This is a genomic window from Halanaerobium sp. (assembly GCF_003070835.1).
The window spans coordinates 13115-33432 of record NZ_QBLR01000016.1; the positions used below are offsets into that span (position 1 = coordinate 13115).

General features: G+C 32.1%; 19 protein-coding genes. All 19 read left to right on the forward strand.

The genetic code is table 11. The features are described 5' to 3' along the window. The first annotated feature begins 34 nt into the window (after positions 1–34). Positions 35–1324 carry a uracil-xanthine permease family protein gene (locus CI949_RS03420; RefSeq protein WP_290763027.1) on the forward strand — a complete coding sequence of 430 codons (1290 nt, stop codon included), beginning with the start codon at positions 35–37 and terminating at the stop codon, positions 1322–1324. A gap of 29 nt (positions 1325–1353) precedes the next feature. After that, positions 1354–2280, forward strand: coding sequence for a DUF2877 domain-containing protein (locus CI949_RS03425; protein ID WP_290763029.1), 927 nt, complete (start codon positions 1354–1356; stop codon positions 2278–2280). A gap of 2 nt (positions 2281–2282) precedes the next feature. Beyond that, complete coding sequence (gene fdrA, locus CI949_RS03430) at positions 2283–3836, forward strand: acyl-CoA synthetase FdrA (protein WP_290763031.1); 1554 nt, start codon at positions 2283–2285, stop codon at positions 3834–3836. Position 3837: 1 nt separating this feature from the next. Then, positions 3838–5271, forward strand: coding sequence for a DUF1116 domain-containing protein (locus CI949_RS03435; protein WP_290763033.1), 1434 nt, complete (start codon positions 3838–3840; stop codon positions 5269–5271). Continuing rightward, the gene (gene arcC, locus CI949_RS03440; protein ID WP_290763035.1) at positions 5271–6203 is read left to right on the forward strand and encodes a carbamate kinase; all 933 of its coding nucleotides are present in this window, start codon (positions 5271–5273) and stop codon (positions 6201–6203) included. The genes CI949_RS03435 and arcC overlap by 1 nt, the downstream gene beginning before the upstream one ends. Before the next feature lie 222 nt (positions 6204–6425). Then, a complete protein-coding gene (locus tag CI949_RS03445) occupies positions 6426–6728 on the forward strand; it encodes an MTH1187 family thiamine-binding protein (protein ID WP_290763037.1) in 303 nt (100 codons plus the stop codon). A 26-nt stretch (positions 6729–6754) separates the two neighbouring features. Beyond that, entirely contained in the window at positions 6755–7711 is a 957-nt protein-coding gene (gene tsaA / locus CI949_RS03450) for a tRNA (N6-threonylcarbamoyladenosine(37)-N6)-methyltransferase TrmO (RefSeq protein ID WP_290763039.1), read from the forward strand. 16 nt (positions 7712–7727) lie between these two features. Continuing rightward, positions 7728–8030, forward strand: coding sequence for a Dabb family protein (locus CI949_RS03455; RefSeq protein WP_290763042.1), 303 nt, complete (start codon positions 7728–7730; stop codon positions 8028–8030). A 45-nt stretch (positions 8031–8075) separates the two neighbouring features. Further along, positions 8076–8945 carry an SAM-dependent methyltransferase gene (locus CI949_RS03460; protein WP_290763044.1) on the forward strand — a complete coding sequence of 290 codons (870 nt, stop codon included), beginning with the start codon at positions 8076–8078 and terminating at the stop codon, positions 8943–8945. A 3-nt stretch (positions 8946–8948) separates the two neighbouring features. Beyond that, complete coding sequence (locus CI949_RS03465; RefSeq protein ID WP_290763045.1) at positions 8949–9323, forward strand: DUF2007 domain-containing protein; 375 nt, start codon at positions 8949–8951, stop codon at positions 9321–9323. A 42-nt stretch (positions 9324–9365) separates the two neighbouring features. Continuing rightward, on the forward strand, positions 9366–10355 hold the full coding sequence (locus tag CI949_RS03470; RefSeq protein WP_290763047.1) for a dipeptidase: 990 nt from the start codon (positions 9366–9368) through the stop codon (positions 10353–10355). A gap of 50 nt (positions 10356–10405) precedes the next feature. Beyond that, positions 10406–10792, forward strand: a complete 387-nt coding sequence (locus CI949_RS03475; RefSeq protein WP_290763049.1) for a hypothetical protein — start codon at positions 10406–10408, stop codon at positions 10790–10792. 144 nt (positions 10793–10936) lie between these two features. Beyond that, a complete protein-coding gene (locus tag CI949_RS03480) occupies positions 10937–13288 on the forward strand; it encodes a hypothetical protein (protein ID WP_290763051.1) in 2352 nt (783 codons plus the stop codon). A 98-nt stretch (positions 13289–13386) separates the two neighbouring features. Beyond that, entirely contained in the window at positions 13387–14577 is a 1191-nt protein-coding gene (locus CI949_RS03485) for a hypothetical protein (RefSeq protein ID WP_290763053.1), read from the forward strand. Between the two features lie 96 nt (positions 14578–14673). Beyond that, entirely contained in the window at positions 14674–15606 is a 933-nt protein-coding gene (locus CI949_RS03490) for an ADP-ribosylglycohydrolase family protein (protein WP_290763056.1), read from the forward strand. Positions 15607–15645: 39 nt separating this feature from the next. Then, on the forward strand, positions 15646–16674 hold the full coding sequence (locus CI949_RS03495; RefSeq protein ID WP_290763058.1) for a lipoate--protein ligase: 1029 nt from the start codon (positions 15646–15648) through the stop codon (positions 16672–16674). A gap of 236 nt (positions 16675–16910) precedes the next feature. After that, entirely contained in the window at positions 16911–18887 is a 1977-nt protein-coding gene (locus CI949_RS03500) for a diguanylate cyclase (protein WP_290763060.1), read from the forward strand. A 28-nt stretch (positions 18888–18915) separates the two neighbouring features. After that, the gene (locus CI949_RS03505) at positions 18916–19356 is read left to right on the forward strand and encodes a DUF523 domain-containing protein (protein WP_290763061.1); all 441 of its coding nucleotides are present in this window, start codon (positions 18916–18918) and stop codon (positions 19354–19356) included. 218 nt (positions 19357–19574) lie between these two features. Next, positions 19575–20318 (forward strand): DUF362 domain-containing protein (locus CI949_RS03510; RefSeq protein ID WP_290763062.1); only part of this gene is annotated, 744 nt, incomplete at its 3' end.

The following is a 20318-nucleotide window of genomic DNA, read 5'->3' on the forward strand; positions in this document are numbered from 1 at the left end:
TAGAAATAAAAAATAATCAAGAGGAGTGGAATTGTTGGATAATAATAGTGGAGATATAGAAATAATTTATGGAATTGATAGTAACCCAGGATTTTTAAAAAGCATTCCGCTGGCATTGCAGCATATATTAGCAATGTTTGCAGCCAATATAACAGTTCCTTTGCTTTTATCTGGAGCTATTGGTTTAACATCAAAGGAAACCACTTTTTTGATCCAATCTGCTTTGTTTATGGCTGGGTTAGCTACTTTAATTCAGATAAGAAAAAAAGGAGACTTTGGCTCTGGTCTACCAATTGTGATGGGAACCAGTAATGCTTTTATTGCAACTGTATTGGCCATAGGGAAAGAATTTGGAATTTCAGTTGTTTTAGGTGCCAGTTTAATTGGTGGACTTTTCGAAATGTTTTTAGGATTTAATCTTTCTAAACTAAAAAAAATATTTACACCACTGGTTTCAGGTATAGTAATCTTAACTATTGGTATTACTCTAATTCCAGTTGGAATAAGACAGGCTGCAGGCGGCTCAAATCTTGGAGATAGCAAAAGTTTAATCTTATCTTCGATTGTTTTGCTGACAATCATAATTTTTAATCAGTATGGAAACAAATATTTTAAATCTTCTTCTATCTTAATCGGTTTAGTAGTTGGATATATAGTTTCGTATTTTATGGGAGACTTAGATTTAAACGTTGTTTATAATGCTTCCTGGTTTTCATTTCCTAAACCTTTAGCATTCAAGCTCAGCTTTGAGCCTTCAGCAATTATTGCCATGATCTTTATGTATATAGCAACAGCAATAGAAACTATTGGCGATATATCAGCTCTAACAAACGCTTCTGAAGGAAGAGAAGCAAGAGTTGAAGAGGTAAAAGGCGGGGTCATGGCAGATGGTCTGGCAAGTTCTATTGGAGCCTTTTTTAATGCCTTTCCAAATACATCTTATACTCAAAATGTTGGGGTAGTTAACCTAACAGGTGTTTTTAGCCGCCATGTTGTAAAAATAGGGGCATTTATTTTACTGATATTTTCTTTACTGCCTAAACTGGGGGCCGTTATTTCGATAATGCCAGAACCGGTTCTCGGAGGTGCCTCGATAGCAATGTTTTCTATGGTAGTAGTTTCAGGCTTATCAATTTTAAAAAATGTCAGTTATACTAGAAAAAACATGTTGATAATAGCTATTTCTTTAGGGATTGGAATAGGCTTAAATGTTGTTCCAGAGGCTGTTAGTTCATTACCAAATAATTTTCAGCTGTTTTTAACTTCTGGTGTTGTTCCAGCCTCTATTATTTCAATTATATTAAGTTATATTCTTCCTGAATAAAATATTAACTAAATATGGAGTTTAAGATTATGAAAAAAAATTTGCCAAAAGGATATAATCTAAAAGCGAAAAGTTGTGATCATAAATTCTTGGATTATGTAACTAAGTATGAAAATGATGGGCTCAAAATCCATAGTGTTTTTAATCGAGTTATTAATCTTATAGATGCAAACGGAAATTTAATAACAATTGCCAACAATGAACTTGACAATGGTCCGGCAACTTTGATAGTTGACTCTAAAATTAATTTCAACTTTATTAATCAAGAAATGGAAGTTAAATATTATGATCAAAAAATAACTATAGCAGATAAATTACAAATTTCTTTAGCTGATTTAAAAATATGGACAGTACCTGCAGCAAAGATTGATAAAGTTAATAGTATTTATTTTAAAAAGAATAAAAATTTATTTGATTCATATTTAAAAAGTAAATTAACTACAGACGGCTGTGGGTATTTTTATTTAGCTAATTTTCATTCTGATAAAAAGTTTGAGCAAAGTTCAGGGATGATTTCTAAAGAACTTAATCTTAGATTATCTAACTTAAAAGCTAAATTAATAGCTGGAGAAGATATAACTGCTGAAATAAAAAGTATAATTGGTTTTGGGATTGGTTTAACACCTTCTGGGGATGACTTTTTAGTTGGAATGCTCTCCGTATTCTATCTGCTAAAAGAAGGCGAAAAATTATTCCTGGAAATAGTTTCAATACTCAAAAAATTCAAAATTGAAACAACTGATATTAGTAAAAAAATGCTAAAGTATTCAATAAGAGGTAGTACAAGAGAAAATATTTATAAACTAATAAACGCATTAACTGCAGAAGAAAAAATAAAAGAAAAAGTTATTAAGAATGTATTAGAAATAGGATCGACATCTGGTAAAGATATTGCTGTCGGAATAATGACAGCTTTTGACGTAATTATAAATATTAGAGAAAATAATGGAGGGTAAAAATGTATTCTAAAACTTTAATTAAAAAAGATAGTTATTATGACTCAGTAACATTAATGTCACTTTCAAATAAAATTTTAAATGTTGATGGTGTAGAAGATGCTGTTGTTTCAATGGGAACAGCAATGAATAAAGATCTATTAAATAACATTGAGATGGCTACAGAAGAATCTGAGGCAGCTGGTGAAAACGATCTAATTATTGCCATTAAGGCTGAAAATGAAGAAAAGTACGAAACTGCCTTAGAAAAAGTTGAAGACCTTTTAGATAATAAAGATGATAAAAAAGGGGAAAAGAAAGAAGTTAAAGCTAAAACTATAAATTCAGCTTTAAAAGACTTCCCTGAAGCTAATTTTGCTGTGATTTCAGTTCCCGGACAGTATGCAGCAAGAGAGGCTAAAATTGCTCTAAAAAATGATCTAAATGTTATGCTTTTTAGTGATAATGTAAGTATAGAAGCTGAAAATGAACTAAAAGATCTCGCTGTCGAAAAAGGTCTGCTGATGATGGGGCCTGACTGTGGTACTGCTGCAATAAATAGCAAAGGCCTTTGTTTTGCAAATAAAGTTAAAGCAGGAAATATTTCACTTATAGCTGCTTCTGGTACAGGTCTGCAGGAAGTAATGGTTCAAATTGATAAAAACGAAGGTGGAGTAGCTCAGGCGATTGGAACTGGTGGTCGTGATTTAAAGAAAGAAATTGGCGGTAAAATGATGATTCAATCTATAAAAGCACTGGCTGCTGATCCAGAAACTGAAGTAATTACTTTGATTTCTAAACCACCTGCTGAAGAAGTAGAAGCAAAGATCTTAAAAGTTGCTGCAGAAATCGACAAAAAATTTGTGATCTGCTTTTTAGAAAGTGATAGAGACAGTGATGACGAAAAAATAGTATTTGCAAACACTTTAAAAGATGCAGCTTTAAAATCAGTCGAAGCAGCTGGAATTACTGTTGAAAAGAAGACAGGAATTAAAGAAAATAAAGAACTCCAGGCTAAGATAAAAGAGGAAAAAGCCAAATTAAATAAAAAGCAAAAATATTTAAGAGGGTTATTTGGTGGTGGTACTCTCTGTGCTGAAGCACTCTATATTTTAAGAGATAAATTAGAGGAGATTAAAAGTAATATTGCCAAAAATGAGCAGGAAAAGCTTGCTGATATTAATAATTATCAGGGTAATGTTCTCTTAGATATGGGGGAAGATGAATTTACTTTAGGAAAACCTCATCCAATGATTGAGCCATCACTAAGAAATGAAAGAATTTTAGAAGAAGCTAAAGACCCCGAAGTAGGAGTCATTTTACTTGACTTTGAATTAGGATATGGTTCCCACTCTGATCCAGCAGGGGCTTCAGTAAAGGCAATAAAAGAAGCTAAAAAAATCGCAGCTGATGACAACAGGGAATTAATTTTTATAAGTTATATTTGTGGAACTGAATCAGATTATCAAAATTACAGCCAGCAGGCGAAAAAGCTTAAAGAAGTTGGTTCTATATTAGCAGAAAATAATGTAGAGGCAGCAGAAATAGCAGCTGAAATTCTGGCTGAGGAGGTATAAAATGTCTAAAATAAATGAATTATTTGCAGAAGAATTAAATGTAATTAATATTGGTAACCCTAACTTTAAAGAAGATCTTACAGCACAAAATGTTGAAGTTGTTGGCTTAGACTGGCAGCCACCTGCAGGAGGTAAGCCAGAATTAATCGAAGCTTTAGATAATTTAAGTGAACATCAAGCAGAAATTTCAGAAGCAAACAAAAAAGTTGTGGAAATACTAAAAACATCCCAGGCCAAATTAATTGGTATAGATCAGGCGATTAATGTTGTTCCTGGAATGAAAAAGAATTTAATCTTACATGCAGGACCTCCAGTAGCGTGGGAAGATATGTGTGGTCCAATGGAAGGCGCAGTAATTGGAGCTTTAATCTATGAAGGGCTGGCAGCCGATGAAGATGCTGCTAGAGAACTTGCAGCATCTGGAGAAATTGAATTTGCCCCCTGCCACGAGCATAGTGCAGTAGGTCCGATGGCTGGAGTAATGTCAGCTTCAATGCCTGTGCATATTGTTGAGAATTCTAAGTATGGAAATAAAACATACTGTACAGTTAACGAGGGGCTTGGTAAAGTATTAAGATATGGAGCCTTTAGTGAAGAAGTAATCGATAGATTAAAGTTTATTGAAACTACCTATGCACCAGCTTTAAAGAAAGCTCTTGCTTTAATAGATGGAGGAATTGACCTCAAGGCAATAATATCTCAGGCACTGCATATGGGAGATGAGTGTCATAATAGAAACAAAGCCTCTACCAGTCTCTTTTTTAGAGAGATTACGCCTTACTTTTTAGAGGCGGATTTAGAAAAAGAAGTATTAATTGATTCATTGAAATTCATTAAGGAAAATGACCACTACTTTTTAAATCTATCAATGCCTACCTGTAAGGCTGCACTGGATGCAGCACATGGTGTAGAAAACTCTACTTTAGTTACAACCATGGCCCGTAATGGAGTCGAGTTTGGCTTAAGAATCAGCAGCTTAGATGCAGATCAATGGTTTACCGGTCCAGCTCAAATGGTAAAAGGGCTACTTTTCCCTGGTTATACAGAAGAGGATGCCAGTCCTGATATTGGTGACAGCACTATAACTGAAACAATGGGACTTGGTGGCTTTGTAATGGGCGGTGCTCCAGCTATTGTTCAATTTGTTGGAGGTACTGTTGATGATGCTATAAACTACAGTAAGCAAATGTATGAGATAACTGAAGGAGAAAATAATAACTTCTCAATTCCAACTCTAAACTTTAGAGGTTCAGCAATAGGAATTGATGTAATGAAAGTAATTGAAAGTGGTAGATTACCAATTATTAATACTGGAATGGCTCATAAAGTAGCTGGAGTAGGACAGGTTGGAGCAGGTATTGTTAATCCTCCTGCAGAGTGTTTTGAAAAAGCTATTATAGCTTTGAGCAAAAAAATTGCTGGGAGTGAAGCCTAATGAGTAGGATAATGCTTGCTTTAGGGGGGAATGCTCTAGGAAATGGCCCTCAGGAGCAGCTTCAAATTGTAAAAGAATCTGCACGCTCAGTAGTTGATTTAATTGAACAGGGACACGAAGTTGTTATCGCTCATGGAAATGGACCTCAGGTTGGCATGATAAACCTCGGAATGGAGGTTGCTTCTCAAAATGATGAAAGAGTAAAGGCAATGCCTCTTCCGGAAAGTGGAGCAATGAGTCAGGGATATATCGGTTACCATCTTCAGAATGCTATTGGCTCTGAACTAAGAAAAAGACAGATTGATAAAAATGTCGTAACTTTAGTTACTCAGGTTCTAGTTGATGAAAATGATGACTCTTTTAAAAATCCAACAAAACCAATCGGTGCTTTTTATAGCAAAGAACAGGCAGAGAAAATAAAAAAAGAAAAAGGATACAAAATGATTGAAGACTCTGGCCGTGGTTTTAGAAGAGTAGTTGCTTCTCCTGCCCCTGTTGATATTATTGAAAAAAATTCGGTAAATTCTTTATTGAAAAATAATCATGTTGTAATTACTGTTGGTGGTGGAGGAATACCAGTAGCAAAAAAAGGTTACCAGCTAGAGGGTGTTGAGGCAGTTATTGATAAAGATTTAGCAAGTGAAAAAATGGCAGAAATAATTGATGCTGATTTTCTTTTCATTCTAACTGCAGTAGACAGAGTCTGCATTAACTTTGGTAAAGAATCTGAAGAAGAACTGGCAGAAATGTCAGTTGAAGAAGCCAATAATTATATTAAAGATAATCAGTTTCCAGCAGGTAGTATGCTTCCTAAAGTTAAATCTGCTATAAAGTTTGTCCAGTCCAAAACAGGTAGAAAGTCTATAATTGCTTCTTTAGAGAAAGCAGAAGAAGCATTACTAGGAAATAGTGGAACACTAGTTTATAATTGAAATTAAATCTTTTTAAATAAAAATATGAAAATAGTATCTATTTAGTTAAATAATAAAGCGAAAAATAATTTAGACGGCTTATCCTTTGTTTTAAGGATTAAGCCGTCTATTTTTTATTGTTTTATCTGGTTTTGAGTGTTAAAATTAAGATAGGAAAAAATTAAAGTAATTATAAATTTTAGTATATTATAAATTAAAATTTTTAAAAAAGGAGGATTTAAGATGGTTATTGCAGAACTTACAGTTGTACCATTAGGTACAGAAAGCACAAGTTTAAGCAGTTATGTTGCTGGCTGTCATCAGGTTTTAAAAGATCAGGATAAAGTTAAGTACAGATTAACCCCGATGGGAACTATTTTAGAAGGAAAACTTGCTGATATTTTTGAAATCACTAAAAAGATGCATGAAGTTCCTTTTGAAAATGGTGCTTTAAGAGTTACAACAAGCTTAAAAATTGATGACCGCCGTGACAAGGAAGCGGCAATGAACAAAAAAATTAATTCAGTTGAAGAAAAACTTAAATAAATAATTCAAATCAGAAGGAGATGACTATGGAAGTAAAGAAAATAGGAGAAGTCAGAAGTAAGTATAAAGAACCAGTCGGTCCTGATGAAATGAAAAAAAGTAAAAGTATTATCGAAATCAAAGCTGAATATGTTGATGGGCTTGATCAGATAGATGATTATGAATATCTGCAGATTATTTTCTATTTTCACAAATCTGAAGGTTATGATCTAATAAGTAAAAGAAGAAAAGGACCTGAAAGAGGTCTTTTTACCTCCAGAAGCCCCCGCAGACCAAGTCCAATTGGAATTACGACTGTGGAGTTATTGAAAAGAGAAGGCAATAAGTTACATGTCTATGGACTTGATGCAATAGATGGGACTCCTGTTCTGGATATCAAACCTTATGCTTCTTTTATGGATCAGCCTTCATTATCCTTACAGAAAAAGACACCTCGTTATCATATAAATGATTTAATTAAATACCAGAATCTGCATGAACTGCTGCTAAAAGCGGGAGAATTTCACGGCCATTACTGTCCCTATCTTGCTCTGGGAGTGTTGGCTGCTGCAGATGCATTGAATAAGCTGAATCTAAAAAATAATGAAAAGGAAGGTTTACGAGCTGTTGTAGAAACAAAAAGCTGCTTTACTGATGGTATTCAATATACGGCAGGTACAACCTTCGGTAATAATAAACTTATTTATCAAGATTTTGATAAAACTGCTGTTACCTTCCTCAAAAGCGCTGAGCCCGATAAAAATTTGCGATATCAGCTCCAAGATTCTGATTATATTAAGAAAAAATATCCTGAAGCAGCCAAGCTTTTCAAAAAAGTTATTACTAAAGAAAATGGATCTAAAAATGATAAAGAGAAAATGAAAGAAATCTGGCAGGAAATAGCTTTTGAGATTGTTGAAGCTGATATTAATAAATACTTTAAAATTGAGGAAAATGTTGAAATTGAGCTGCCAGACGGAAGTATTAATCAGAGTCTAAAATAAAATGGGGGTAATAAAAATGATCAAACATGTGGTAATGTGGGAGTTTAAAGATTTTGCTGAGGGAAAAGATAGGGAGAAAAATATTGAAATAGCAGAAAAGAAACTTTTATCACTCAAAGATTTAGTTGAGCAAATTAAATTCATTGAGGTTGGTAAAAATATCAACCAGAGTGAGGCTGCTTATGATTTAGTTTTAATTACTGAATTTGAGAGTCTTACTGATCTTGATGAATATCAAAATCATCCTGAACACAAGAAGGTAGCGGCTTTTATTGGGAAAACTGCTGCCAAAAGAGTTTTAGTTGATTATAAAAATTAATTAAAAAGACTTTACAGTACCTGATAATTTAAGGAGGTAATCTAAATGAAAGATATAAGTTATTCTGCCCTATCAAATGCTGCTCTGAGAGCAGCGGAGTCATATTACCCGGAAGACGAGCGTCTTTTTTATGACAGAACGGCTTTTTATTTGTTACCTCCTCTTTGGAAATTATTTTTGAAATTAATGAAATTTTCACCATTAAGAGAAATGATATATTCAAAAAGAGATAAGGAAATGCCAGGTGTGATTGGCAATCTTCTTTACAGAACAAAGTATATAGATGATGTGTTAAAGGAGAATTTAAAAGAAATTGAACAGCTTTTGATTCTTGGTTCTGGTTTTGATACTCGAGCTTACAGGTTTGACGGAGTTGAAAAGTTAAAGGTATTTGAAGTAGATCATCCTCAGACTATTTCTAAAAAAAGAAAAGGATTAAAAAAATTATACAAGAAAATTCCAGATCATGTAAGATTGGTTGAGATTGATTTTGATAAAAAGAAGCTAGAAGAGGTGCTGCTTGATAATAATTTTGCTTTTAATAAAAAAACTCTGGTCATCTGGGAAGGTGTAACTCAGTATATAGAACAAAAATCAGTAGATAAAATATTTGATTTTTTTGCTGAATTAGAAACAGGAAGCAAAATATTATTCAGCTATGTCAAAAAAGGAATAGTTGATGGATCAGATAGGTCTGAAGTTGATCAGCAGATAATTTCCTTTGTTGAGGAAATGGGTTTAGACTGGAAAACTGGAATTGAAAGCTCAAAAATTGAAACTATATTAAATGACAACGGCTTAAATCTAATTGAAGATGTGGGTAGAGAAGAGTATAAAAAAAGATATTCTCATCTAACCAGTCGAGAAATAAATATTTATGCTGGAGAAAGAATTGTTTACGCAGAAAAGAGGTAAAATATGAATAATTTTAAACTCCATCATTTAATAACAGTTGGCACTAGAGAAGCAGAAATGATAGAAGCACTGCTTAATGATAACAATATTGAAGTTATTGTGCGTCATGACGAGTTTGGCGGCTACAGCATGATCTATATGGGTTATTCTGCTTACAATATAGAACTCTATGTATCAGAAAATGATTATGGAAAGGCTAAAGAACTGCTAAAAAGCTTAAATATAGATAGTGTTGATAATTCTAATGGAACAGCGGAGAATCAAAAGGCTGAAAAAGATATAAGGCGCGAGAAAAGTATTTCTTTTTATCTAGCTCAGATTGCTAAAATAGTTATTATTCTTTATCTGATTTTAAATTTAATAGCTTTAATTTTCTGATTTAGTTTTAAAAATTGATTATGAAAAATAAGAGCTGAGGAGATGATTGATTTGGGTTATATTGATCTGCACTGTGACAGCTTATTGAGAATTTATAATAAATATGATCAGGATAATTTGTTGGAAAATAATAAGCTGAGTGTTGATTTCAAGGGACTAAAAGCTGGAGGAGCGCTGGCCCAATTTTTTGCTATATTTATGCCTGATCAGTCAACTTTAGAAGAATTAAATTTAGCACAAATTGATGATGATTTATATATAGAAGATTTACTTAACATTTTAAAAAATGAGGTTAAAAAAAATAATAAAATGATTGAGATGGCCTATAATTATCGGGATTTGTTAAATAATAAAAATGAAAATAAAATTTCTGCCTTTTTGACAATTGAAGATGGAAGAAGTGTCAATGGTGATCTAGAAAAAATAAAAAAGTATTATGAACTTGGAGTTAGATTAATTACTCTAAGCTGGAATTATGAAAACTGTTTTGGGTGGCCCAATTCTGATAATCAGGAAATTATGAAAAAAGGGCTCAAACAATTTGGAGTTGAAGCAGTAAAATATATGAATAAAATAGGGATAATTATTGATGTTTCTCATCTTTCAGATGGAGGCTTTTACGATGTTGCCGAACACAGTGAAAAACCTTTTGTAGCCTCCCATTCTAATGTGCGTTCTCTTGCAGCTAATCCCAGAAATCTTAAAGACGATATGATAACTAAGATTGCAGAAAAGGGTGGGGTGATCGGACTTAATTTTGCTCCCCAATTACTAAATAAAAATTCTGCTGATAAAAGAAGCCGGCTGGAAGAGATGATAGAACATTTAAATTACATAAAAAATATTGGTGGTGAGTCTGTGCTTGCTCTGGGAAGTGATTTTGATGGAATTCAGGGTGACTTAGAGATCACAAAAAGCAGTGAAATGCCACTTTTATTTAAAGCTCTTAAGAAAGATGGCTGGAGTGATGATTTAATTGATAAATTTAGATTAGAAAATGTTTTGAGAGTAATCAAAGAGGTATTAAATTAATTAAAACCATAATTATTTAATCAAATCAAAAACAGAAAAGAGGTAGGTCTATGTTTTACTTATTATTAATAGTTACTTTTTTGGTAGCTTTATTGGTCTGTTACATTGTCAGTAAACTTTTTAATGATTCGATTTATAAGATTTTACAATTAATTGTTCCAGAAGCAATCAATGAAGCCTGGCTTAAATATATTAAATTCGCAATCTATGTTGTTGGTATTTCAGGCGGAGTTAGAGTCTGGGATTTAGAAAAATATATTACCTCCCGATATGACAACAGAGAAATTGTTCAATTAACTGCAGAACGCTGGACTCTAGAAATTTACCGAACTCTAATTGGATCTCTGCAGAGTATCGCTACTGTTTTGCTGATTTTCTTTATCTTTACTTTGATAGCCTATGTTGTTTTAAGAATTTTCTCTTCCAGAAAAGAATGATTTTACTCAATAGATCTTTATATAATTTTTGTGTTTATATAAAATAAAAATATAATCTAGGGTGATTAGGTGACTAAAAAAATAATTTTTTTAACGATAATATTTGTTTTTATTTCTAGTATTAATATTTTAGGTGCTGACAATTTGATAAGATTAAATGAAATTAAAACTGAAGTTAAGCAGGCAGAAGAAAATTTTAATCGCAATAAAATTATAAAGTTGAAGAAAGAAGCAGCTGAGTTAGTTTATAATTTAGAAACAGCTAAATTATTTAAAGAAATTTTCCCTGATTTAGAAGATCACGATAATCAGGCAGAGTTTGTTGTTGAAAAATTGGCAAAATCATTAAATGAAGATGATCTATATAAGTTAATGAAGATTTATCCGAATAATTATAGAATAAGTAACGTTCACAGGGCTATTCTAGCTAAAAGTGATAGTTTAGAAGACCTGGCAAAATTATTAAGTGCAGTTCCCAAAAATAATTATGTGTTTCATCCTGCTAGATCTAAAGCAGTTAAATATGTTAAAGATTTAAAAACTGCCAGAGATTTTAAACAACTATTCCCAAATTTAGATGACTATAATAAAGAGGCAAGAGATATTTATAGAAAACTTAAAAATAAATTAAACAGAGAAGAACTTATTAAATTATCTGAAATATTTAAAAGTCAAAGCTTTAATGGTCTTGATGATTTACTACTTAAAAAAAGTGAAAATATTGATGATGTTTTGGATACTATAAATAGGTATCCTAATTTTAAAAGGTATAGTCCAGATTATGTGAGAAAAACAGCTTATAATTTTGTTAAAGACAGAACAAGTGCGGAGAAATTTTTAGCTGAGTTTACTGAGGATAATCAATTTACAGAAAGGGCAAAAGAATATTTAAAGGAAAGTCCTTCAGCAAAAAAAGAAACTTTCAATAAGCAAAAAGAAATTAATAAAAATAGTAAAATTAAAGATAACAGTAAATTAGATAATAATAATGATTACAAGGAAAAAAATATTGTTGATAAAAAACTTAATGGAGAAAAAGAAAAAGATGGTTACGCAAAAATGGTTGAGCTAGAATCAGATATTATTTCTGGAAAGAGAAGTGAAATTACAGCTAAAAAAGAGGCTGTTAAATATGTGGACAGCTTTAAAACTGCTGATAAATTTCATAATGTTTTCTACAAAAGTATAAACAATAATGATGTCGATAGTATAATAAATAATCTTAAAGATGATTTAAACACAACTGAAATCAAAAAATTAATAACTATTTTTTCTGATTTTCCTGCAGTAAGTACTTTGATTTATGAATATCTTGATAGATCAAAAAATTTGGATCAAATGATTAAAGCTGCTAAAGAGTTTAAAGATTATAAATATCAGGCGACAGCAGGAAGAAAAGCTTTAAAATATGTCAATAGTTTAGACTCAGCTGTAAAATACAAAAATAATTTTTATGAGTACGCTGCTAGATCTAATGGACCTGCTAATTCTCAGCTTTATGAAATAGTTAAAGCTAACTTAAATAATTCAAAATCTATAGATGGTGCTATAAAGATAACCAAAGATTTTAGAGATGTTTTTTCGATAATCAAAATGAGAGAACAAGTAATTTCATTAGTTAATACAAAAGATAAGCTTTTGAAATTTGTCAATTACTATCCTTTAGAAAATTTAAAGATTGATAAAGTTTTAAGCCAGTTATCAAAAACTGAACTTTTTGAAGTTGCTAAAAATTTCAAAATCAATAAAATTCAATCTGCTGCCAGACAGAGATATTTTAATCAAAGCATTAGTTATTTAGAATATAGAAACATTATAAATTATTTTCCTGAATATAAAAATGAAACAGTAAATATTGTTTTAAACTCAATTAATAATATTGATCAAGCTGTAAAAGCTAAAAATGCTATTCCTGAATTAAAAACAGAAATTAGAAAACAGGCTTTAGATCATGTAGATGATTTATATTCAGCTAAATTATATAATGATAATTTTTTAGTCAATAATGATAAATTAAAAGTTATCAAAAAATTAATGAAAACTCTATCACATGATGATTTAGAAAAATTGTTAGATGAGTATAAAGTTTTTACTGATAGAGAAAAAATATATAGATTACATCAAAAATATCATAAAATTAATGAACAGTATATTAAAATTTCTAGTAAGAATACTGAATTTAATATTCAAGGCCAGCTAAAAGATAGAAGTGAAGATGTGCTTTACCTTCGAGGTAGATCTTCTCCTGTTAATGCTGCTCTAAGTACTTATGGAACCTTATTAGATGAATCAAATATTTATATAATAAATTATAATCAAGATAAACTAAAGGATAATTTTTATCTTTCTAAAGGTCATTATTTAATTGAAAAAAGAATGGGAAAAAACTATTTTGGCCAAAATGTTCCAGTCTGGATATATGGAGATAAACCAGAAAAATTGTCTAAAATTGAAAAAAGATTATCTGAAATAAATGAACAAATTAATAGACTTTAGTTTAAGTCTTTCTAGCTATATTCTTATAAAAAAGTACATTAATGGTATTGTTATTAAATAGTCGTAAAATAATTGAAATGCATCTTAAGGAGCCCAAAATGAAAAATATAATTTTAGTTTTAATAACAATCTATATTCTAACATTATTTGTTCCTGCGGCAGCAGCTGAAATCTCGGAAATTGAGATTAAAGGACTGCAGAAAAGTGATACCAGTCTTATAGAAAAACAGCTAGCCTTTTCTGTAAGAGAAAAATTTGAGGAAGAAAAATTAATTTTAAGCCGGCAGAGGCTTTTAAACAGTGATCTTTTCAATCCGTTTACACTCAAGCTTGCAGGCAGAGAAATTACTCAGGATAAACTAAAGGTTATTGTAGAGGCAGAGGAGAGTGGGGTTTTTATGATCCACCCCTATGAATTTGCAATTAGAAAGACTACAGGCCTTCTTGGAGAAAAATTTGAACAAAAAATTTGGAATCCGGCTGGAAATGGAATCAGCTACAATCTTGCTTTTGACTGGAGTGATGATTCCTATCAGGAATATGGTTTAGAATATCTGGCTGATCAGGGTAAAATATACAGACTTTCCTGGAGGAATTTTGACCAGGATTTAGAATTTAATCAGCAGCAGTATTTAACTGAAGGCAATTTTTATAAATTTGAAATTGAAAGCCTGCCAGTAGTTAATATAAAAAATACTTATTCTTTAAAATATCAAAAAAACGATTATAGTACTTTAAATAAGGATTTAGAACAGGAATACCTGATCCCAGATTATAATTTTCTTTATAGGGGAGCAGTTAACTTTGAAGCAGGTTTAAGCAGGGCCTTTTCTTTAGATGATGATCAAAGTGATTTTAATAAAATAACAATTAACATAAATAAAGGTTTTGAGCTGAATAATAAATCTCAAATTATCGCAGACTTTAAAGGTGGATATGCTTCAGATGAAACACCTTTTAATTACCAATTTACTGCTGGAGCTTTTAGTAAGAGTGATGGTGGAATACCGATTAGAGGCCAGGAATATGAATTTGCAGGCACAAAGTATTTAAAAGGAACTTTAGAATATCAGCGTCAGTTATGGCAGAGAAAAATTTGGGGAGTTCTCTTTATTGACACTGCAAAAATTTCTGCCAGCAATATGAGCCTGAGTGACTATGACTGTGAAACTGATGCCGGGGTAGGAATAATATATTATTCTTTTTCAGGACCGATTAGAGCAGACCTTGGTTTTGATAATTTAGATTCTGATCCTATTTTTAATATTGGTTTTGGCAGCTCTTTTTAGATTTATAAATTCATTTAAATTAGATTAAACCTTAAACTAATTTAAGACTTTTAAAGAATATACAAATAGAGATAGTGAGGTGAAACTACTTAATTTATGTTAAAAAATAAATTAAAAGCAGGAATTATAGGACATTTAGTTGGCGATGCACTTGGAGTACCTGTTGAATTTAAAAGTCGAAAAGAACTAAAAAAAGATCCTGTAAGAGATATGCGGGGCTATGGGACCTATAATCAACCTCCTGGAACCTGGTCTGATGATAGTTCTTTAACCATCTGTCTTATGGAATCGCTTTTAAATGGATATGATTTGAATGACCAGGCGGAAAAGTTTATCAGCTGGCTTGATAAGGCTTACTGGACTGCTGGTGGGGAGACTTTTGATGTTGGTAATACAACCAGGGTTTCAATCGCCAACCTGAGGCAGGGAATGGAAGCAACAGCAGCTGGAGCAGGAGGAGAAAGGGACAATGGGAATGGTTCTTTGATGAGAATTTTACCACTTGCTTTTTACTTAATAGATACAGAGTCAGCAGATAAGCTTAAAAAAACTGAAGAAGTTAGCTCACTAACTCATTCTCATCCCCGTTCTATTTTGGGTTGCTATATCTATCTTGACTTTGCCCAAAGACTCATCATGGAAGCTGACCTGGAGCAGGCTTATGAAAAGACAGTAAAACACATAAATAATTTTATAGAGAAAGATAATTTAAGTTCAGAACTAAAATATTATAGTAGAATTTTATCTGGAAATATTAAAGATTCAGCAGAAACTGAAATAAAATCTACAGGCTATATAGTTGACACCTTAGAAGCAGTATTCTGGGTGCTTTTAAAAAGCAATTCTTATCAAGAGGCTGTTTTAAAAGCAGTAAATTTAGGTGAAGATACCGATACTGTTGCTGCAATCACAGGCGGTCTGGCTGGGATATATTATGGCTTTGACAGTATCCCTAAAAAATGGATTGAGCAGCTGGCACGTTTAGATGATGTATTAGAATTAATCAACAGCTTTGGAGAAGAAATTTAAAATAAATCAATTATTAAATTGAAGGAGTGTTTTTAGTAAATGACAGAAAATTTAAAAGCTAGTTTGGTTATTGGCGAGGGATATAACCCCTGGTATAACCTGGCATTAGAAGAATATTTATTAAATGATTTAGAAGAAGACGAAATAATACTTTATCTCTGGCAGAATGATAATACAGTTGTTATTGGACGTAACCAAAATGCCTGGCAGGAATGCAGAATTAATGATTTAGAAGCTGCTGGTGGTAAATTAGCTCGCCGTCTTTCTGGCGGAGGAGCAGTATTTCATGATTTGGGCAATTTAAACTATACCCTTTTAATGCCCCGGAGGGAATATGACTTAAAAGAAAAGTTAAAAATAATTTTAAAAGCTCTGCAGGATATAGGTATAGCTGCTGAGTTTTCCGGGCGCAATGATATTATATGTGGTGGAAAAAAAATATCAGGTAATGCATATTATCTTGGAAGTAAAGCCGCCTACATTCACGGAACAGTTTTAGTAGATAGTGATCTTGAAAAATTGGTTTCTTACCTGAATGTCTCAGATGCTAAAATCAAATCTAAGGGGATTAAGTCTTTCAGATCAAGAGTTATGAACCTGAGTGATACTGATGCAGAAATTTCAGTAGCAGCAGTGAAAGAAGCTATTAAAAATAGTTTTTCTGATTTATACAATCAGGGTCAGGCTCTAAATGAAATTAAAATCGAAGAAAATCAAGAGCTTAAAGAACTAAATAATAAATATTCTTCCTGGGACTGGCGGCTGGGAAAAACCCCGGATTTTGATATCTCATTTAATAACCGCTTTCAGTGGGGAGAAGTAGAATTGAATCTAAAACTAGCTTCAGGAACTATTGCAGAGGCCACCTTATATTCTGATGCCATGTACAGTGATTTAATACCGAAACTGTCCAATTCCTTAATCGGAAAGCAGTTTAAACAGCAGGAAATGCTGGCTGGAGCAGAAAAAGTACTTGATAGTTATAACTGGCCAGACCAAAATAACTCTGAGGCAGTTAAAGAAGGATTTTTAAGCTGGCTAGAAAATGAATTAAATCAGATAATTTAGTAATAGGAAGAAGTAGGTTTAGATTGACAGTTTATAATTATAGAATAAATATAAGTTTAATTTTAAAAAACTAAAGGATTCTGAAATTTTATAAAGAATTATAATATAATAAGGAAAATAAAGTTAAAAAAAGATATATCTGAAATTAAACCCTAATTGCAATTTCAAATAAAGTTAAATGAAAACACACTTTGATGTTTATACAGCGAAATTAATACAACAGGGAGATGATTAAAATGCGTAGTGATCTGTCTAGTGAGCAGAAATTAGAAGAACTACTTAAAAATTTAGTTAATCAGGCTCCTGGTGCATTATATCAATTTCGTTACTTCCCCAAAAATGAAGAAATAATTTACATTTATGTATCTCAGGGAATACATGATATTTTTGAGCTTTCTCCAGCAGTAATTATGAAAGATAGTTCTAAACTTTTTGAGCGCATGCATCCTGATTATATTGATCAGGTTTTAGCATCGATTGAAGAATCAGCAGCAGCTTTATCACTCTGGAAAGAGACTTTTAAGGTGCTCTTACCTGAAAAAGGTGAGCTCTGGATTCAGGGAACTGCCAGACCAGAAAGAATTGTTGATGGAAGTATAATCTGGTATGGGAATTTTAGAGATATTAGTGAAAAGAAAATACAGCAGCAAGAATTAGAATATCAGCTCAGATTTCAGAGAGCTTTAACCTCAGTTTCCAGTGATTTGCTTGATTTGAATTCAGCTAATCTTGATCGAAAAATAAACAGTGTTTTAGAAAAAATAGGATATTTTTTTGATATTGACCGCAGTTACATTTTTCAATTTACAGATAATAATCGAAAAATGTCTAATACATATGAATGGTCTTTTCAGGGGATTGAACCTCAAAAATGCAAACTACAGCAGCTTCCTACTGTCAGATTTCCCTGGTGGATGTCAAAGTTAAAAAAGAATCAATTTATCTCAATTCAAGATGTGAATAATATGGCTGAGGAGGCAAAACCTGAACAGAAATTATTGAGAATGCAAAATATAAAATCTATTATTGTAATGCCAATGTTTATTGAAAATGAGTTGTTTGGATTTTTTGGTTTCGATTTTGTGAGAGAAAAAAGGGAATTTTCTAAAAAAGATATTAGGCTACTGAAGATTTTTACTGATTTTATTACAACTGCATTTTCTAAACACTTAGACTATCAAAAAATTAGAAAACTAACTTACAATGATAGTTTAACCGGTCTCTATAATCGCAGATTTTTTGAAGAGGAATTAAAGCGCCTGGATACAGAAAGGCAGCTGCCCCTGGCAATTATAGTTGCTGATATTAATGGGTTAAAAGTTATTAATGACAGTTTTGGCCATCAAATGGGAGACTGTTTAATTAAAAAAAGTGCTGAATTAATTAAAAATGAAATTAGAGATGAGGATATTTTAGCTCGTCATGGTGGAGATGAATTTGCTATTTTACTGCCTCAGACTTCAACAGCAGCAGCTGAAAAAATTGTTGCCAGAATTAAAAGAAAAATCCCTGAAGCTAATAATTATAACTTAACAATTTCTATTTCCTTTGGAATCGCTGTTAAAGATTCAATTGAGGAAGAAATCTATCAGACTTTTAAAAGGGCAGATAATAAAATGTATCATAATAAATTATCACAAAGTAAGAGTATAAAAAATAAGATTGTTAAGGGCTTAATTAGCACATTAGAAGTCAAAAGCAATGAAACTAAAGAACATACTGTTCGAATGACACGCTTATCTATTAATTTTGGCCGTTATTTAAATCTATCTAATTTTGAACTAAACAGATTAGCGCTGCTTTCAACCCTGCATGATATTGGGAAAATAACAATTGAAGATTATATTTTAAAAAAACCTGGTAAATTATCTAAAGCAGAATGGAAAGCAATTAAACAGCATCCGGAAGCAGGCTATAATATTGTAAAGGCCTCTGGAGAATTTGCTTTAATTGCAGAAGAAATTTACTCTCACCATGAAAGTTGGAATGGTAGTGGTTATCCGAGACAACTTAAAGGTAGTAAAATTCCATTTTTAGCAAGGATAATTTCAATAATTGATGCTTATGATGTTATGACTTCGGAAAGACCATATAAAAAAAGGATGACTAAAGCAGAAGCGATTAAGGAAATTAAAAGCTGTGCTGGGACTCAATTTGATCCTGAATTAGCAATTAAGTTTATAGACTTTTTAAAGGAAAAGAATAGTAAATAAAAAATATGTTTTCAAAAGGAGATTTAGAATGTATATAGTAAGTTCTTGTCTGGCAGGGATTAACTGCCGTTATGATGGTGGTAATAATTTAAATGAAAAGGTATTAGAATTAGTAAAAGCAGGTAAGGCAATTCCAGTTTGTCCTGAAATGCTAGGAGGATTAGAAACTCCAAGATTAGAGTCAGAGATAGTTAGAGATGAATCAGGAAATAGAAAAGTTGTGGACAAAGAGGGCAGAGATGTGACAACTGCATTTATTAAAGGTGCAATGAAAACCGCTGCTATTGCTAAAATAGTAGATGCTAAAAAGGCGATATTGCAGCAGAGAAGTCCTTCCTGTGGGTATGGCAAAATATATGATGGGACTTTCAGCGGCAATTTAATTGAAGGAAATGGAATTACGACTGAAGTTCTGCTTGAAAATGGAATAGAAATTCTAACTGTTGACGACTTAGATGAGCTTGATTAATTAACATAAAAAAATTTAAATAATCAAATAAAATATTTAAGGTTGCAGGAATATTCCATTTTATATCTAAATTTAATGGTAGTAATCGGGAATATTTTATTCAAAATTAATTTTCAGAAAATTAAAAAAAGGAGGGGTAAAAATATATGAAGTGTTTTCTTTAAAGCGGCTTTAGTTGGGATTAATGGTAACTTCAAATTATCACAGGGGGTTATATAATGAGTACAAAAGTTTCGATCAGTAAATTTGACTCTTTAAAGGGAAATGAAGAATTTATCGGTGGTAAATTTAAGCGCTATGAAGAAGATATTTCAAAAATCAAAGATAAGTTACGAGAAGTAATCGAAAAAAGTGTTGGTAGTATTGATAATTTAGTTAAAAATGGTGATCGAGTTTTGATAAAGCCTAATCTGGCCTTTTTGGCACCACCGGAAAGTTTTTCAGTTGTAGATCCGCGGGTAATTGAAGCCCTGGTTTCTCTGTTAAAAGAGGAATCACAGGCTGGAGAAGTCTGGGTTGGAGATAACCCATCTTTAGGTAAACATGTTGGCCGAGCAAAACCTGCTTTTAAAGCAGCAGAAATGGAGCAGGCTGCATATAGAGGTGGAGCTGATAAGGTATTATATTTTGACGAAGAAGCATCAGTAGAAGTTGATATTCCCATGGCTAAAGTTTTCAAAAAAGCTTCAGTCTTTAGACCAATCTTGGATGCAGATGTGTTAATTAATCTGCCCAAGATGAAAACTCACTTAGGTGGGACTGTTACCTTAGGTTTAAAAAACTGGCAGGGAATTATTCCAAATGTTCATCCTTCCGGTCAGCAGCAGGATACTCATCGAATAGATCTTGACCAAAAAATCGCTGATCTTTTAAGGATTAGAAAAGCAGATTTAACAATTATTGATGGAATTATTGCTATGGAAGGCCAGGGACCTCATGAAGGTACACCTTTAGAAATGAAC

Bases quoted from the DNA above. Each gene is read 5' to 3' on its own strand.
- CI949_RS03490 (WP_290763056.1), top strand. From the start codon at position 14,674: ATGTTAAAAAATAAATTAAAAGCAGGAATTATAGGACATTTAGTTGGC.
- arcC (WP_290763035.1), top strand. From the start codon at position 5,271: ATGAGTAGGATAATGCTTGCTTTAGGGGGGAATGCTCTAGGAAATGGC.
- CI949_RS03435 (WP_290763033.1), top strand. From the start codon at position 3,838: ATGTCTAAAATAAATGAATTATTTGCAGAAGAATTAAATGTAATTAAT.
- CI949_RS03485 (WP_290763053.1), top strand. From the start codon at position 13,387: ATGAAAAATATAATTTTAGTTTTAATAACAATCTATATTCTAACATTA.
- CI949_RS03475 (WP_290763049.1), top strand. From the start codon at position 10,406: ATGTTTTACTTATTATTAATAGTTACTTTTTTGGTAGCTTTATTGGTC.
- CI949_RS03460 (WP_290763044.1), top strand. From the start codon at position 8,076: ATGAAAGATATAAGTTATTCTGCCCTATCAAATGCTGCTCTGAGAGCA.
- CI949_RS03470 (WP_290763047.1), top strand. From the start codon at position 9,366: ATGATTGATTTGGGTTATATTGATCTGCACTGTGACAGCTTATTGAGA.
- CI949_RS03455 (WP_290763042.1), top strand. From the start codon at position 7,728: ATGATCAAACATGTGGTAATGTGGGAGTTTAAAGATTTTGCTGAGGGA.
- CI949_RS03495 (WP_290763058.1), top strand. From the start codon at position 15,646: ATGACAGAAAATTTAAAAGCTAGTTTGGTTATTGGCGAGGGATATAAC.
- CI949_RS03445 (WP_290763037.1), top strand. From the start codon at position 6,426: ATGGTTATTGCAGAACTTACAGTTGTACCATTAGGTACAGAAAGCACA.
- CI949_RS03500 (WP_290763060.1), top strand. From the start codon at position 16,911: ATGCGTAGTGATCTGTCTAGTGAGCAGAAATTAGAAGAACTACTTAAA.
- CI949_RS03425 (WP_290763029.1), top strand. From the start codon at position 1,354: ATGAAAAAAAATTTGCCAAAAGGATATAATCTAAAAGCGAAAAGTTGT.
- CI949_RS03505 (WP_290763061.1), top strand. From the start codon at position 18,916: ATGTATATAGTAAGTTCTTGTCTGGCAGGGATTAACTGCCGTTATGAT.
- CI949_RS03465 (WP_290763045.1), top strand. From the start codon at position 8,949: ATGAATAATTTTAAACTCCATCATTTAATAACAGTTGGCACTAGAGAA.
- fdrA (WP_290763031.1), top strand. From the start codon at position 2,283: ATGTATTCTAAAACTTTAATTAAAAAAGATAGTTATTATGACTCAGTA.
- tsaA (WP_290763039.1), top strand. From the start codon at position 6,755: ATGGAAGTAAAGAAAATAGGAGAAGTCAGAAGTAAGTATAAAGAACCA.